The 18,343-nt window shown below is 51.1% G+C and carries 1 protein-coding gene; it reads left to right on the top strand.

The features are described 5' to 3' along the window. The first annotated feature begins 18 nt into the window (after positions 1–18). The gene (locus ACJJIR_RS20140) at positions 19–18,306 is read left to right on the top strand and encodes a filamentous hemagglutinin N-terminal domain-containing protein (protein WP_444906597.1); all 18,288 of its coding nucleotides are present in this window, start codon (positions 19–21) and stop codon (positions 18,304–18,306) included. The last annotated feature ends 37 nt before the right edge of the window (positions 18,307–18,343 follow it).

Here is an 18,343-nt window from a genome sequence, read left to right as displayed (position 1 = left end):
TCTTCGCAAGGTGCTGGTATGAAAGCCAAAAACAAAAAGCTTGAGTTAAGAAAATTAGCAAGTGCCATTAAGGTGTCAAGTTTTGCCTATGCCGGCCTGTTTGCAGGGCTGATTAGTCCCATGGTTCATGCTGGACCTGAAGGCGGAGTGGTAACCGGCGGTAGCGGCACTATTGATGTTGACGGGGCTACAACCACAGTCGACCAGGTAACAGACCTGTTATCAATCGACTGGGATTCTTTTAATTTAAGTGAAGAAGAGCTGGTCCAATTCCTGCAGCCAGACTCGTCTTCTATCGTGCTTAACCGAATCCTGGACCAGGATGTCACTACCATCCAAGGTGCGATAGAGGCCAATGGCCACGTTATCCTGGTGAACCCGCGAGGAGTTCTTTTTACTGAGACAGCCACGGTTAATGTCGGCGCCATAACCGCGTCCGGGCTCGATATGAGTCCAGAAGACTTTATGAATGGTGATTTTGCCTTTAAAGGCGAGTCGGGTTCTTCAGGGGTTGTTGTTAACCGAGGTGTGATTAATGCATCCAGCGCGGTTCTGGTAGGTAAGCAGGTTACAAATGCCTCTACCGGCTTGATCAGCGCTGAACTCGTCAGCCTGGCAGCAGCCGATGAAGCCTTATTAACTTTTGATGCCGATGGAATGATTGGCGTTAAGGTCACGAAAGAGGTTATGGAGAATGACCTCGGCCTAGATAGTGCTGTATTAAATGAAGGGGCCATCGAAGGCGCTCAGGTTTTAATGGAAGCCAGCGTTTCCGGTGACCTGTTTACTGCCGCAGTAAACAATGAAGGCACTGTAACCGCACGTGGTATTGATACCAGCGGGGGCAAAATCCGCCTGTTTGGCTCGGGCTCCGGAGTTGTGAATAGCGGAACTCTGGATGCATCCGACAGTGTTGGTGGTGAGGTTGTCCTGGAGGGCGAGTTTGCCGAGCACAGCGGAGGTATTTCAGTAGCAGCTGACTCTGGCAGTGGCGGTTACGTTGCTGTTTTGGGTGATGAAGTTGTTGTCAGCGGGAATATTGATGCCCGTGGCACTTCCTCCGGTGGTGAAGTCCTTATTGGCGGCGACTACCAGGGGAATAACGAAGATGTTCGCAATGCCGAAAGCACCACGGTTACGGCGGAATCTACAATCGATGCCAGTGGTGTCGGCGATTCTGATGGCGGTACTGTTATTGTTTGGGCCGATGACACCACCAATTTTGGCGGTACGATTTTCGCCGAGTCAGGGGAAGACGGCGGTGATGGCGGCCTGGTAGAAACCTCCGGCAAGATTTACCTGAATCTGGATGAAGACAATATGTTTGTCTCTACCCTGAGTCATGGGGATGGGGAGACGGGCCTTTGGCTGTTGGACCCGGGTTGGATGGAGATTTTTGATAGCTGCGATGATAGTGCTGGTAATTGTGTTTCAACAGGATCTATTGAAGCTGCTCTTGGTTTTAACTCCGTAACTATCCAAGTAACGGATGCTGGTAATGGGTTATTCGATGATGGTGATGATTCAACTGATGGTGCTCTAGAACCAGGCTCCGGTGACGATTCGGATGCTTTTTCCTATGGGATTAGAGTTGCTAGTAATCTTGATTGGAATACTGATAACACTCTTTTATTACAGTCATTTGCCGATGTTTCAATCGCTGATGGTGTCAGTATTACAGCCACAGCCACAGGTGGAACTTTTAATATTGACGCTGGTGGATCGTTTACCAACGCTGGAAGTATCAACGTTAATGAATTTAACCTCGCTGTAGGAGTCGACCCTTTTAGTGTAACTGTATCCGATACCACTAATACATTGGGTGATATTGCCGCTAACACAGCTACTGTCACCGGTGGAAGCGGCACTGATATTTTCATCTTGTCAGATAATGATGATGCAATCACTATCGATGACGATAATGATTTTACACTGGTCACCACTCCTTCTGGTGCTACCGATTCTAGTGCCACCATTTCCTTCACGGGTATTGAAGAGGTCGATCTTGGAGGTGGGGATAATAGCATTGCAGCTCTAGCTCTCGGCACAACGATCTTAAACGGAATCGATAACGAAGCTGAAACCAGTTCAATTGACTTTAGTAATATCAGCAGCGTGACAGGCGGTAGTCTGGAAGGCTCTGATAATGCAGATACGTTTGAGGTGATTAGTGGTACCAGTGTAACAGCCAACGGTATTAGCTTTAGTAGTATCACTGGCGATATTGATGCGAAAGATGGTTCAGATACTGTCACCGGGGCTGATGGCCAGGACTGGACACTCACCGGAAATGATTACGAAGCTGAAAATAGTGGCATTACTTTTAGTAATGTAGATGTACTCACAGTAGTTAATGCGAATCTGGTTGGTACGACCGGTGATGATTCTTTCGAGTTGTTGTCCGATGCAGATGTCAAAGTTAACGAAATAACCTTCTCCGGTATGTCAGCGGTGGATGGCAATGGTAGTGACATTGACAGTGGGGGTACAGGCGACCATCTAAATGCCAGTGCCTATAGCGATGGTTTGGCCCTTACTGGAACAGATAATCAAGTTACCGCTGAATCTGGCGCCCTGATTTTTAATAATATTGATACCGCAGAAACTGCTGAGGTAACTGGTAGTACCGGTGATGATATCTTGACTGTAACTGGCACCGAGGCTGTCACTAGTTACGATATCGATTTTACAGGTGTAAGCATAATTAAAGATGCCGGTGGAAGTGATAGTGTTACTGGTGAGAGCGATGCAAATTGGGAATTAACCACCAACACCAGTGAAGTTATAAGTAGCGGTATTACTTTTACTGATATAGAGAAGATTTATGTAAATGTATCTGGAAATAATGGCAATGTTGACTTAGAGGGCACCGATAATGCAGAAAGCTATGTTTTAAATTCTGACGGTGATATTGAAGTTAATGACCTAACTTTCTCAGGTATGACCAGAGTAGTTGGCAATCCGAATGATGCTGTAAATGGTGCTGATAACCTGGATGCAAGGACTTATACAAACGGTCTGACACTTACTAATGTAAGCGGGAGAGTCAAAGCCGACTCACTGATTTTCCTGGATATAGCTACTGCGAAAGCCGCTACATTAACCGGGCGCAGTAACACAGATACCTTCACAATTACCGGCACGAAAGCTCTAGATCACGCTGAGTCGGGTATCAGTTTTAGTGAGGTGGACACAGTAATCGCAGACTCCGGTGATGATACTGTATCCGTTATTGATAGTGTGACTCTAACCGGTACTGATTACGAAGCAATTTCTTCTGATATTAATTTCAGTGAAATTGAAATTATCAATTATGCCAGCAGTGACGGCGGCAGCTTTAGCCTTGTAGGTTCCGCAGCTGATGATAATTTTACGGTGGTTTCGGGTACCGAACTTACCGCCAATGGCATTAGTGTTACAGGGTTTAGCAGCACTATTGATGCCGGTGGTAGCGACGATACGGATAGCGTCACTGGTGCCGATGGTGAAGATTGGACCTTAACCGGCAACAACAACGAAGCTGAAAATTACGGTATTACTTTTAGCAACGTAGAAGAGCTTACAGCCGTTAATGCGAATCTGCTTGGTACCTCCAGTGATGATTCTTTTGAGTTGTTGTCCGATGCGGATGTCAAAGTCTATGAAATGACTTTCTCTGGCATGTCTGCTGTTAAAGGCAGTGGCGGCACTGACAGCCTGGATGCCAGCGCTTACGGCGATGGCCTGGCCCTGACAGGAATCGATAATCAGGTGACCGCTGAATCCGGCAGCCTGACCTTCAACGATATTACCAGCGCCATAACCTCCGTTCTTACCGGTACCAGCAGTGCGGATAGCTTCACGGTAAATGGTGATAACGAAGTTACCAGTTATGAGATTGCTTTTACCGGTGTTAGTACGGTCGATGCAGGTAACGGTGCAGATAGCGTTACCGGTACCAGCGGCGCAGATTGGACCCTGACTGGAACTAGCGAAGAAGCGACCAGCAGCAGTATTACGTTTAGTGAGATCGAGGCGATCACCGTAGTGAGTGGCGACTTGGTCGGTACAACCGGTGACGATGACTTCGTACTGCAAGCCGATGCAGATGTTGAAGTCTATGACATGACCATTTCCGGAATGTCTGCAGTCGATGGCAATGGCGGAGATGACAGCTTGGATGCCAGCGCCTACGGCGATGGCCTGGCCCTGACAGGTACTGACAACCAAGTGACGGCTGAATCCGGTACTTTGACGTTTGACGGTATTGTGAGCGCGGTAACCTCCACGCTGACCGGTAGTAGCGGTGCGGATAGCTTTGTTGTGAATGGTGACAACGCCGTAACCAGCTATGACATCGCCTTTACCAGTGTGAGTACTGTCGACGGTGACGGGGATAGTGACAGTGTTACCGGTGCCAATGGCGAAGACTGGACCCTGACCGGCACGGATTACCAAGCCACCGCCAGCGGTATGACCTTTAGCCGTGTTGAGGCTCTGACTGCCACCAACGCCGACTTGATCGGCACAACGGGTAATGATGCCTTTGTACTACAATCTGACGCCGATGTTGCCATCTACAACATGACCGTCTCCGGCATGTCAGCGGTCGAAGGCAACGGCGGCACTGACAGCCTGGATGCCAGCGCTTACAGCGATGGCCTGGCTCTGACGGGAACCGATAATCAGGTGACCGCTGAATCCGGCAGCCTGACCTTCAACGATATTGCCAGCGCCATAACCTCCGTTCTAACCGGTACCAGCAGTGCGGATAGCTTCACGGTAAATGGTGATAACGAAGTTACCAGTTATGAGATTGCCTTCACCGGTGTGAATACAGTGGATGCAGGTTCTGGCGGTGGCAGTGTTGCTGCACAGAGTGTTGTGACCTTGACCGGTACGGATAACGAAGCCACAACCAACTCAATCGCCTTCAGTAATATCGATAGCGTGACCGGCGGCAGCCTGGAAGGCTCTGATAATACAGACACCTTTGTGGTAACTAGCAGCACCAGTGTGACTGCCAACAGCATCAGCTTCAGCGGCTTTTCCGGTGATATCGACGCTAAAGGTGGTACGGATAGCGTCACTGGTGCCGATGGTGAAGATTGGGCTTTAACCGGCACTAATTACGAAGCCACGAATAATGGCATCACTTTTAGTAATGTAGAAACCCTAGCGGCAGTCAATGCAGATCTGATCGGCACGAGTGGTAACGATGCCTTTGTACTGCAATCTGACGCAGACGTTGCCATCTACAACATGACCGTCTCCGGCATGTCAGCGGTCGAAGGTAATGGCGGCACTGATAGCCTGGATGCCAGCGCTTACAGCGATGGTTTGGCCCTAACGGGAACCGACAATCAGGTGACCGCTGAAACCGGCAACCTGACCTTCAATGATATTGCCAGCGCAGTAGCCTCCACTTTAACTGGTACCAGCAGTGCGGATAGCTTCACGGTTAATGCTGATAATGAAGTTACCAGTTATGACATTGCCTTCACCGGTGTTAGTACGGTCGATGGCGGTAACGGCACCGACAGCGTAACGGCCCTTAGTGTTGTCACGCTCACCGGCGTAGATAACCAAGCCTCAACGAACTCAATTCTGTTTAGCAATATCGACAGTGTCAGTGGGGGCAGCCTGCAAGCTTCCTCCGGTAATGACTCGTTTGAAGTTACCGGTGCCAATGCACTGACAGCAAATGAAATCGCATTTAACAGCATCAGCAGCGTGGATGCGTTAGGCGGTGACGACAGCGTTACCGGTGCCGATGGAGAAGACTGGACCTTAACCGGCACTAATTACGAAGCCACGAACAATGGCATCACTTTTAGCAATGTAGAATTCCTAACCGCAGTTAATGCAGATTTGATCGGCACGACTGGTGCGGACGCCTTTGTACTGGAGTCTGATGCCGATGTTGCCATCTACAACATGACCATCTCCGGCATGTCAGCGGTCGAAGGCAACGGTGGTACTGACAGCCTGGATGCCAGTGCTTACAGTGCTGGCCTGGCCCTGACGGGAACCGATAATCAGGTGACCGCTGAATCCGGCAGCCTGACCTTCAACGATATTACCAGCGCCTTAACCTCTGTTCTTACCGGTACCAGCAGTGCGGATAGCTTTACGGTAAATGGTGATAACGAAGTTACCAGTTATGAGATTGCCTTCACCGGTGTGAATACAGTGGATGCAGGTTCTGGCGGTGGCAGTGTTGCTGCACAGAGTGTTGTGACCTTGACCGGTACGGATAACGAAGCCACAACCAACTCAATCGCCTTCAGTAATATCGATAGCGTGACCGGCGGCAGTCTGGAAGGCTCTGATAATACAGACACCTTTGTGGTAACCAGCAGCACCAGTGTGACTGCCAACAGCATCAGCTTCAGCGGCTTTTCCGGTGATATCGACGCTAAAGGTGGTACGGATAGCGTTACTGGTGCCGATGGTGAAGATTGGGCTTTAACCGGCACTAATTACGAAGCCACGAATAATGGCATCACTTTTAGTAATGTAGAAACCCTAGCGGCGGTCAATGCAGATCTGATCGGCACGAGTGGTAACGATGCCTTTGTACTGGAGTCTGACGCAGACGTTGCCATCTACAACATGACCATCTCCGGCATGTCCACTGTTGAAGGCAACGGCGGCACTGACAGCCTGGATGCCAGTGCTTACAGTGCTGGCCTGGCCCTGACAGGAACCGATAATCAGGTGACCGCTGAATCCGGCAGCCTGACCTTCAACGATATTACCAGCGCCATAACCTCCGTTCTAACCGGTACCAGCAGTGCGGATAGCTTTACCGTTGATGGTGATAACGAAGTTACCAGTTATGAGATTGCTTTCACCGGTGTTAGTACGGTCGATGCAGGTAACGGTGCAGATAGCGTTACCGGTGCCAGCGGCGTAGATTGGACCCTGACTGGAACTAGCGAAGAAGCGACCAGCAGCAGTATTACGTTTAGTGAGATCGAGGCGATCACCGTAGTGAGTGGCGACTTGGTCGGTACAACCGGTGACGATGACTTCGTACTGCAAGCCGATGCAGATGTTGAAGTCTATGACATGACCATTTCCGGAATGTCTGCAGTCGATGGCAATGGCGGAGATGACAGCTTGGATGCCAGCGCCTACGGCGATGGCCTGGCCCTGACAGGTACTGACAACCAAGTGACGGCTGAATCCGGTACTTTGACGTTTGACGGTATTGTGAGCGCGGTAACCTCGGCGCTGACCGGTAGTAGCGGTGCGGATAGCTTTGTTGTGAATGGTGACAATGCTGTAACCAGCTATGACATCGCCTTTACCAATGTGAACACTGTCGACGGTGACGGCGATAGTGACAGTGTTACCGGTGCCAATGGCGAAGACTGGACCCTGACCGGCACAGATTACCAAGCCACCGCCAGCGGTATGACCTTTAGCAGCGTTGAGGCTCTGACTGCCACCAACGCCGACTTGATTGGCACAACGGGTAACGATGCCTTTGTACTGCAATCTGACGCAGACGTTGCCATCTACAACATGACCGTCTCCGGCATGTCAGCGGTCGAAGGTAATGGCGGCACTGACAGCCTGGATGCCAGCGCTTACAGCGATGGTTTGGCCCTAACGGGAACCGACAATCAGGTGACCGCTGAAACCGGCAACCTGACCTTCAATGATATTGCCAGCGCCATAACCTCCGTTCTTACCGGTACCAGCAGTGCGGATAGCTTCACGGTGAATGGTGATAACGCAGTTACCAGTTATGAAATTGCCTTCACCGGTGTTAGTACGGTCGATGGCGGTAACGGCACCGACAGCGTAACGGCCCTTAGTGTTGTCACGCTCACCGGCGTAGATAACCAAGCCTCAACGAACTCAATTCTGTTTAGCAATATCGACAGTGTCAGTGGGGGCAGCCTGCAAGCTTCCTCCGGCAATGACTCGTTTGAAGTTACCGGTGCCAATGCACTGACAGCAAATGAAATCGCATTTAACAGCATCAGCAGCGTGGATGCGTTGGGCGGTGACGACAGCGTTACCGGTGCCGATGGAGAAGACTGGACCTTAACCGGCACTAATTACGAAGCCACGAACAATGGCATCACTTTTAGCAATGTAGAATTCCTAACCGCAGTTAATGCAGATTTGATCGGCACGACTGGTGCGGACGCCTTTGTACTGGAGTCTGATGCCGATGTTGCCATCTACAACATGAACATCTCCGGCATGTCAGCGGTAGAAGGCAACGGTGGTACTGACAGCCTGGATGCCAGCGCTTACAGTGCTGGCCTGGCCCTGACAGGAACCGATAATCAGGTGACCGCTGAATCTGGCAGCCTGACCTTCAACAATATTACCAGCGCCTTAACCTCTGTTCTTACCGGTACCAGCAGTGCGGATAGCTTTACCGTTAATGGTGATAACGAAGTTACCAGTTATGAGATTGCCTTCACCGGTGTGAATACAGTGGATGCAGGTTCTGGCGGTGGCAGTGTTGCTGCACAGAGTGTTGTGACCTTGACCGGTACGGATAACGAAGCCACAACCAACTCAATCGCCTTCAGTAATATCGATAGCGTGACCGGCGGCAGTCTGGAAGGCTCTGATAATACAGACACCTTTGTGGTAACCAGCAGCACCAGTGTGACTGCCAACAGCATCAGCTTCAGCGGCTTTTCCGGTGATATCGACGCTAAAGGTGGTACGGATAGCGTTACTGGTGCCGATGGTGAAGATTGGGCTTTAACCGGCACTAATTACGAAGCCACGAATAATGGCATCACTTTTAGTAATGTAGAAACCCTAGCGGCGGTCAATGCAGATCTGATCGGCACGAGTGGTAACGATGCCTTTGTACTGGAGTCTGACGCAGACGTTGCCATCTACAACATGACCATCTCCGGCATGTCTGCTGTTGAAGGCAACGGCGGCACTGACAGCCTGGATGCCAGTGCTTACAGTGCTGGCCTGGCCCTGACAGGAACCGATAATCAGGTGACCGCTGAATCCGGCAGCCTGACCTTCAACGATATTACCAGCGCCATAACCTCCGTTCTTACCGGTACCAGCAGTGCGGATAGCTTCACGGTGAATGGTGATAACGCAGTTACCAGTTATGACATTGCCTTCACCGGTGTTAGTACGGTCGATGGCGGTAACGGCACCGACAGCGTAACGGCCCTTAGTGTTGTCACGCTCACCGGCGTAGATAACCAAGCCTCAACGAACTCAATTCTGTTTAGCAATATCGATAACGTCAGTGGGGGCAGCCTGCAAGCTTCCTCCGGCAATGACTCGTTTGAAGTTACCGGTGCCAATGCACTGACAGCGAATGAAATCGCATTTAGCAGTATCAGCAGCGTGGATGCGCGGGGCGGTGACGACATCGTTACCGGTGCCGATGGAGAAGACTGGACCTTAACCGGCACTAATTACGAAGCCACGAACAATGGCATCACTTTTAGCAATGTAGAATTCCTAACCGCAGTTAATGCAGATTTGATCGGCACGACCGGTGCAGACGCCTTTGTACTGGAGTCTGATGCTGATGTTGCCATCTACAACATGACCATCTCCGGCATGTCAGCGGTCGAAGGCAACGGTGGTACTGACAGCCTGGATGCCAGTGCTTACAGTGCTGGTTTGGCCCTGACAGGAACCGATAATCAGGTGACCGCTGAATCTGGCAGCCTGACCTTCAACGATATTGCCAGCGCCATAACCTCCGTTCTTACCGGTACCAGCAGTGCGGATAGCTTCACGGTAAATGGTGATAACGAAGTTACCAGTTATGAGATTGCTTTTACCGGTGTTAGTACGGTCGATGCAGGTAACGGTGCAGATAGCGTTACCGGTGCCAGCGGCGCAGATTGGACCCTGACTGGAACTAGCGAAGAAGCGACCAGCAGCAGTATTACGTTTAGTGAGATCGAGGCGATCACCGTAGTGAGTGGCGACTTGGTCGGTACAACCGGTGACGATGACTTCGTACTGCAAGCCGATGCAGATGTTGAAGTCTATGACATGACCATTTCCGGAATGTCTGCAGTCGATGGCAATGGCGGAGATGACAGCTTGGATGCCAGCGCCTACGGCGATGGCCTGGCCCTGACAGGTACTGACAACCAAGTGACGGCTGAATCCGGTACTTTGACGTTTGACGGTATTGTGAGCGCGGTAACCTCGGCGCTGACCGGTAGTAGCGGTGCGGATAGCTTTGTTGTGAATGGTGACAATGCTGTAACCAGCTATGACATCGCCTTTACCAATGTGAACACTGTCGACGGTGACGGCGATAGTGACAGTGTTACCGGTGCCAATGGCGAAGACTGGACCCTGACCGGCACAGATTACCAAGCCACCGCCAGCGGTATGACCTTTAGCAGCGTTGAGGCTCTGACTGCCACCAACGCCGACTTGATTGGCACAACAGGTAATGATGCCTTTGTACTGCAATCTGACGCAGACGTTGCCATCTACAACATGACCATTTCCGGCATGTCAGCGGTCGAAGGTAATGGCGGCACTGACAGCCTGGATGCCAGCGCTTACAGCGATGGCCTGGCCCTGACAGGAACCGATAATCAGGTGACCGCTGAATCTGGCAGCCTGACCTTCAACGATATTACCAGCGCCATAACCTCCGTTCTAACCGGTACCAGCAGTGCGGATAGCTTCACGGTGAATGGTGATAACGCAGTTACCAGTTATGAAATTGCCTTCACCGGTGTTAGTACGGTCGATGGCGGTAACGGCACCGACAGCGTAACGGCCCTTAGTGTTGTCACGCTCACCGGCGTAGATAACCAAGCCTCAACGAACTCAATTCTGTTTAGCAATATCGATAACGTCAGTGGGGGCAGCCTGCAAGCTTCCTCCGGCAATGACTCGTTTGAAGTTACCGGTGCCAATGCACTGACAGCGAATGAAATCGCATTTAGCAGTATCAGCAGCGTGGATGCGCGGGGCGGTGACGACAGCGTTACCGGTGCCGATGGAGAAGACTGGACCTTAACCGGCACTAATTACGAAGCCACGAACAATGGCATCACTTTTAGCAATGTAGAATTCCTAACCGCAGTTAATGCAGATTTGATCGGCACGACCGGTGCAGACGCCTTTGTACTAGAGTCTGATGCTGATGTTGCCATCTACAACATGACCATCTCCGGCATGTCAGCGGTCGAAGGCAACGGTGGTACTGACAGCCTGGATGCCAGTGCTTACAGTGCTGGTTTGGCCCTGACGGGAACCGATAATCAGGTGACCGCTGAATCCGGCAGCCTGACCTTCAACGATATTACCAGCGCCATAACCTCCGTTCTTACCGGTACCAGCAGTGCGGATAGCTTCACGGTAAATGGTGATAACGAAGTTACCAGTTATGAGATTGCTTTTACCGGTGTTAGTACGGTCGATGCAGGTAACGGTGCAGATAGCGTTACCGGTGCCAGCGGCGCAGATTGGACCCTGACTGGAACTAGCGAAGAAGCGACCAGCAGCAGTATTACGTTTAGTGAGATCGAGGCGATCACCGTAGTGAGTGGCGACTTGGTCGGTACAACCGGTGACGATGACTTCGTACTGCAAGCCGATGCAGATGTTGAAGTCTATGACATGACCATTTCCGGAATGTCTGCAGTCGATGGCAATGGCGGAGATGACAGCTTGGATGCCAGCGCCTACGGCGATGGCCTGGCCCTGACAGGTACTGACAACCAAGTGACGGCTGAATCCGGTACTTTGACGTTTGACGGTATTGTGAGCGCGGTAACCTCGGCGCTGACCGGTAGTAGCGGTGCGGATAGCTTTGTTGTGAATGGTGACAATGCTGTAACCAGCTATGACATCGCCTTTACCAATGTGAACACTGTCGACGGTGACGGCGATAGTGACAGTGTTACCGGTGCCAATGGCGAAGACTGGACCCTGACCGGCACGGATTACCAAGCCACCGCTAGCGGTATGACCTTTAACCGTGTTGAGGCTCTGACTGCCACCAACGCCGACTTGATCGGCACAACGGGTAATGATGCCTTTGTACTGCAATCTGATGCCGATGTTGCCATCTACAACATGACCATTTCCGGCATGTCAGCTGTTGAAGGTAATGGCGGCACTGACAGCCTGGATGCCAGCGCTTACAGCGATGGCTTGGCCCTAACGGGAACCGACAATCAGGTGACCGCTGAAACCGGCAACCTGACCTTCAATGATATTGCCAGCGCAGTAGCCTCCACTTTAACTGGTACCAGCAGTGCGGATAGCTTCACGGTGAATGGTGATAACGCAGTTACCAGTTATGAAATTGCCTTCACCGGTGTTAGCACAGTTGATGCTGGAAATAGCACTGATAGCGTAACTGGCGCAGATGGTGCTAGCTGGACCCTGACCGGTACAGATAATGAGGCAACTAATAGCAGTATTACTTTCAATAATGTAGATGTCATTGCTGCTATCAATGCAGACCTTTTAGGTAGCACCGGCGCAGATGAATTTGTATTGCAGTCTGATGCCGATATTGAAGTCTATAGCATGACGATTTCCGGTATGTCGTCGGTGCACGGCAATGGCGGTACTGACAGCCTGGACGCCAGCGCTTACAGCGATGGCCTGGCCCTAACGGGGACAGATAACCAAGTAACGGCCGAATCCGGCAGTCTGACATTTAATGATATTGCCAGCGCAATAACCTCCACTTTAACTGGTACCAGTGGTGCGGACAGCTTTACCGTCGATGGTGATAACGAAGTTACCAGTTATGACATTGCCTTCACCGGCGTTAGTACGGTCGATGCGGGTAATGGCACTGACAGCGTAACGGCTATTGATGTTGTTACCCTCACCGGCATAGATAACCAAGCCTCAACCAGCTCAATTCTGTTCAGCAATATCGACAGCGCGAGTGGAGGTCGCCTTCGAGCCTCTACCGGTGATGACTCGTTTGAAGTTACCGGTGCCAATGAGCTGACTGCGAATGAAATTGAATTTAGCAGAATCAGCAGTGTGGATGGGCGAGGTGGTGATGACAGTGTTACTGGAGCCGATGGTGAAGACTGGACCTTAACCGGCAATGATTACGAAGCCACCAACAACGGCATTACTTTTAGCAGTGTAGAAATCCTAACGGCGGTCAATGCAGACCTGGTCGGCACGAGCGGTAACGATGCCTTTGTGCTGCAATCTGACGCCGATGTTGCTATCTACAACATGACCATCTCTGGCATGTCTGCTGTTGAAGGCAACGGCGGCACTGACAGCCTGGATGCCAGTGCTTACAGTGCTGGCCTGGCCCTGACGGGAACCGATAATCAGGTGACCGCTGAATCCGGCAATCTGACCTTCAACGATATTACCAGCGCCATAACCTCCGTTCTAACCGGTACCAGCAGTGCGGATAGCTTTACCGTTGATGGTGATAACGAAGTTACCAGTTATGAGATTGCTTTCACCGGTGTTAGTACGGTCGATGCAGGTGATGATGCAGACAGTGTTATTGGTGCTGACGGAGAAGACTGGACTCTGACTGGCGCGGATTATGAAGCGACAGGCAGCGGTATTACATTCAGTAGTGTGGAGGCTCTAACTGCTACCAATGCAGGTTTGATCGGGACGAGCGGTGCCGACGCCTTTATTCTGCAATCTGATGCCGATGTTGAAATCTACAGTATGACCATATCCGGCATGTCTTCTGTTGATGGCAATGGCGGTACTGACAGCCTGGATGCCAGCGCCTACAGCGATGGCTTGGCTCTAACAGGTACAAATAATCAAGTCTCTGTAGAGTCTGGCACCCTGACCTTTGATGGCATCAGTAGTGCTGTTACTTCAGCATTAACAGGCACCAGCAGTGCTGATAGCTTTGTAGTGAATGGAGACAATGCGCTCTCCAGCTACAGCATTGCCTTCACTGGGGTTAGCACTGTCGATGCAGCTAATGGCACAGATGACATTACCGGTGCAAGCGGTTCTGACTGGACTCTAACCGGTAATAACAATGAAGTAATTGGCAGCGGAATCACCTTTAGTGATGCAGAAACTCTTGTCACCGTAAGTGCGAATCTGGTGGGTACTACCGGTGACGATGATTTTGTTTTGCAGTCTGATGCAGATGTTGAAGTTTATGGCATGACGGTTTCCGGCATGTCTGCTGTGGAAGGCAATGGTGGTGATGACAGCTTGGATGCCAGCGCTTATAGCGATGGATTAACCCTAACGGGTACCAGCAAACAGGTTACCGCAGAGTCTGGCGCTCTTACCTTCGACGGTATTGTCAGCGCCGTTACTGCAACGCTTACTGCCACTAGTGGCTCAGATAGCTTTACGGTAGATGGCGCTAATGCCGCCACCGTTTATGACATCGCCTTTACGGGCCTGAGCACCATCGATGCGGGAGAGGGGGCAGACAGTGTTACTGGTGCAAGTGGTGCTGATTGGACTTTAACTGGCAATGATTATGAGGCCACTAACAGCAGTATTACTTTCAGCAGTGTAGAAACTATTACTGCTGTAAATGCCGACCTCGTGGGCACGGCTAATGCTGACGCCTTTGTGTTGCAGTCCGCTGGCGATATCGAAGTTTACGGTATGACCGTCTCCGGTATGTCTGCCGTGGACGGCAGTGGGGGTGATGACAGCTTGGATGCCAGTGCCTATAGCGACGGGCTGGCACTGACAGGCAGCGACGGCCAGGTAACCGCCGGCTCTCTGCTCTTCAGCGGTCTTGCGAGTGCTGTAACATCATCGCTAACCGGTACCAGTGGTGCAGATAGCTTCACGGTGGATGGCGATAATGCTGTCTCTAGCTACGATATTGCCTTTACCGGTGTAAGCACCTTAGATGCAGATGGCGGCACAGACAGTGTGACAGGCGCAGATGGTGCCGACTGGACCTTGAGCGGCACCGACAATCAGGCTGCGAGCAGTGGAATCACCTTTAGCAATGTAGACAGTCTGGCTATTGTGAATGCGGACTTGGTCGGTACGACAAGTGCAGATGCCTTCGTGTTGCAGTCCGGTGGTGATATCGAAGTTTACGATATGACTTTCTCTGGCATGTCCGCAGTTGACGGTAATGGCGGCGGGGATAGTTTAGACGCCAGCTCTTACAGTGATGGATTGACACTCACTGGTGCCTCTAATCAAGTAGCGGCAGGCTCCCTGACTTTTGATGGCATTGTAAGTGCGGTAACTTCGATACTGACCGGTACGAGCGGTGCAGATAGTATTACTGTGGATGGTGACAATGCCGTCACCAGTTACGACATTGCCTTTACCGGAGTAAGCACCATTGATGCCGGTACTGGTACCGACAGCGTTACCGGTGCTGATGGTGAAGATTGGACTCTAACGGGCTCGGATAACCAGGCCACTGGCAGCGGCATCACCTTTAGCAATGTGGATAGCCTCACCACCGTGAATGCAGATCTGATCGGCACTACAGGTGCTGATGACTTTGTTCTGCAATCAGATGCCGATGTTGAAGCTTATGGCATAACAGTTTCTGGCATGTCTTCGGTCGAGGGCAATGGCGGTAATGACAGCCTGGATGCCAGTGCTTACAGTGATGGCTTAGCCCTGACAGGAACAGATAACCAGGTTACCGCAGAATCTGGTGCCCTGATATTCAATAGTATCTTCAGTGCAGTGAGCTCAACGTTAACTGCAACTAGTGGTTCGGATAATTTCACCGTAGATAGCGATAACGCCACTACCATCTATGACATCGCCTTCACTGGCGTGAGCAGCATTGATGCAGCTGGTGGTACAGATACTGTGACAGGAGCTGATGGTGCCGATTGGACCCTGACCGGTAATGATTATGAGGCAACGAATAGTGGAATTACTTTTAGCAGCGTAGATACACTTATTGCTACCAATGCCGACCTGCTGGGAAGCAGCGGTGCTGATGCCTTTGCTCTGCAATCGACTGGAGACATTGACGTCTACAGTATGACGGTCTCAGGTATGTCGGCAGTCTATGGCCAGGGTGGTAATGATAGCCTGGATGCCAGCGCTTATAGTGATGGCCTGACGCTCACTGGCACTGACAATCAAGTAACGGCGGGTAGCCTGACTTTTGATGGCATCGTCAGTGCTGTAACTTCGGCGTTAACAGGCACTAGTGGAGCGGATAGCTTTACTGTAGACGGGGATAATGCAGCGACCAGCTACGATATCGCCTTTACCGGATTGAGCACTATTAATGCTCTAGATGGTAACGATACTGCTACCGGTGCAGATGGTGCTGATTGGAGCCTGACGGGAGCTGACAACGAGGCTGTTAACAGCAGTATCACTTTTAGCAATATCGAGAACCTTACTGCCGTAAATGCCGATTTGGTTGCTACAACTGGCGATGACGCATTTGTGCTGCAGTCTGATGCAGATGTGGAAGTTTACGGTATGACCGTATCCGGCATGTCTGCAGTCGATGGTAATGGCGGTGACGACAGCTTGGATGCCAGTGCCTACAGCGATGGGCTTTCTTTAACTGGTGTTGATAATCAAGTCGATGCCGGCTCACTGTCTTTCTATAGCATTTCCAGTGCGGCCACTTCTATCCTGACAAACACCCATGATTCTGCTCAGTTCGAATTGCAGGGTGACCAGGCATTAGCAACGGCAGGTATCAGTTTTACTGGCCTTGAAGAAGTGAATACTTCGGGCAGTAATGACACCTTGGTGGCTACAGACAGTGACGATAACTTTACCCTCAACTCCGATGGCGATATCAGCGTTGCAGGCATCGACTTCAGTGGGCTGGAAACTGTGGATGGCGCAGGTGGTAGCGACACGGTTAGTGCAGATGGAGCTACCTGGACCTCCACCAGCTCCGGTAACTCCCTTGTTGAAGGCAGTGTGGAGGCTGAAGTTAATGGCCTGACCGTCTACTTTGATAACCTCGAACTCGTAGAGGGGGCGGGAAGTTATACTGGCCAGGATATCGATGGTGAATATGAGTTTAGTGCTCTGGATACCATGACGATTGGCGGAGTCACCTTTGCCGACCTGGATAGTGTTGCTGCGGGTTCTGGCACAGATACCGTTTATGGTGCAGATATTGATGCTGTCTGGGATATCAATGACTCTGAACACACTGTTTCCAGTGGTGGAGCATCACTCACGATTACTGGTATCGAGTCTATTACTGCCGGTTCAGGTGCTGACGAGTTTAATTTAAATGGTGGTGAGCTCGCAGGGATTGATACTGGAGCTGGCAGCGATACCGTCACCTTCTCTGGCACTGTGATTGACAGTATTTCCCTTGGTGCTGGCAATGATTTCTTGACGGTAGAAACTGATATTGGCCAGGAGGTAGAGCTTGCTGGTGGTGGCGGATCTGATGATTTCCAATACAACTTGTCCGGTGCGACCTGGGAGCTTTATAGCAGTGGCAATCAGGTAGGTAACTTCAGTTTTGCTGGTTTCGAATACCTGGACAACACCTCTGACAGTATTACCGTCCTGACCGATCTGGCATTTGATTTTGAAGATGGTGGAAGTAGATCTGAAAGCTTCAATAAAAATGGTGCCGGGCTCCAGTTCAGCGATATGCGGTTGGGCTACGATGGCGAGGGCGATATTTATGTTACCAGCAGCTCAACAGATACTATCGGTGGCAGCCTGACCGCTGATCGTGCCGAACTGGTTGTTGGTGGCGATGTAGATATTGAGACAGATGTGAGTGTCTTGGCTGTTGCCACCTCGGGTGCGGATATCAATATCAGTGTGCAGGCTGCAGGGGATCTCGTTATCGATGAGATCGATGCAGGGCGGGGCACAGTTTCCCTGGCCAGCTCCAGCTTTGGCACCCTGACTGCTGAAACTTATGGAGATACCCATATCACAGCATCCGCTGTGACCTTGGGAACGGAAACTGAGTTGTGGACCATCATTGGTGAGGCGACTAATCCTCTCCGCATGGATGTCACCAATACACTGGATATCTATTCCGTCAGTTACTATGAGCCTGACTTTATTGGCCAGATCCCGACGGTTACCAGCACTGGTGACGAGCTGCAGTCCGTTGCCGGTGCCCAGGCATCCCAAGGCCTCAAGTCAGCAGTTCAAAATGCAGTAGAAGACTTCAGTCATGTAGACCCTGCGATCTTTAGCGCTGTGAAGCCCTACAGTAGTGGTGTCGATGCGGTGAACTCCCCTGAGATGCGTCTCAGGTCTGGGGAATTGAGTCCGGCTGTAGCTTCTGCTGCTGAGGAGGTCGAAACTGCACCTAAGTTTGACGCTGAACTCGAACTGGGCACCAGCGACGCGCCCAGCGACATTACTGTAGATCTTGGGGAGTTTAATGGAGGTAGTGCAGGGCACTAAAGTAAACTCGCTTTGCAAAAAAGCCGGTCTTTAGGGG

The organism is Microbulbifer maximicatervae (SeqCode), from assembly GCF_052467385.1.
Note: the sequence above shows the minus strand (reverse complement) of the source record. Positions and strands in the feature narration are given on the sequence as shown.

What these genes read in the sequence shown, in the direction of transcription:
- ACJJIR_RS20140 (WP_444906597.1), top strand. Translation starts at nt 19, where the DNA reads ATGAAAGCCAAAAACAAAAAGCTTGAGTTAAGAAAATTAGCAAGTGCC.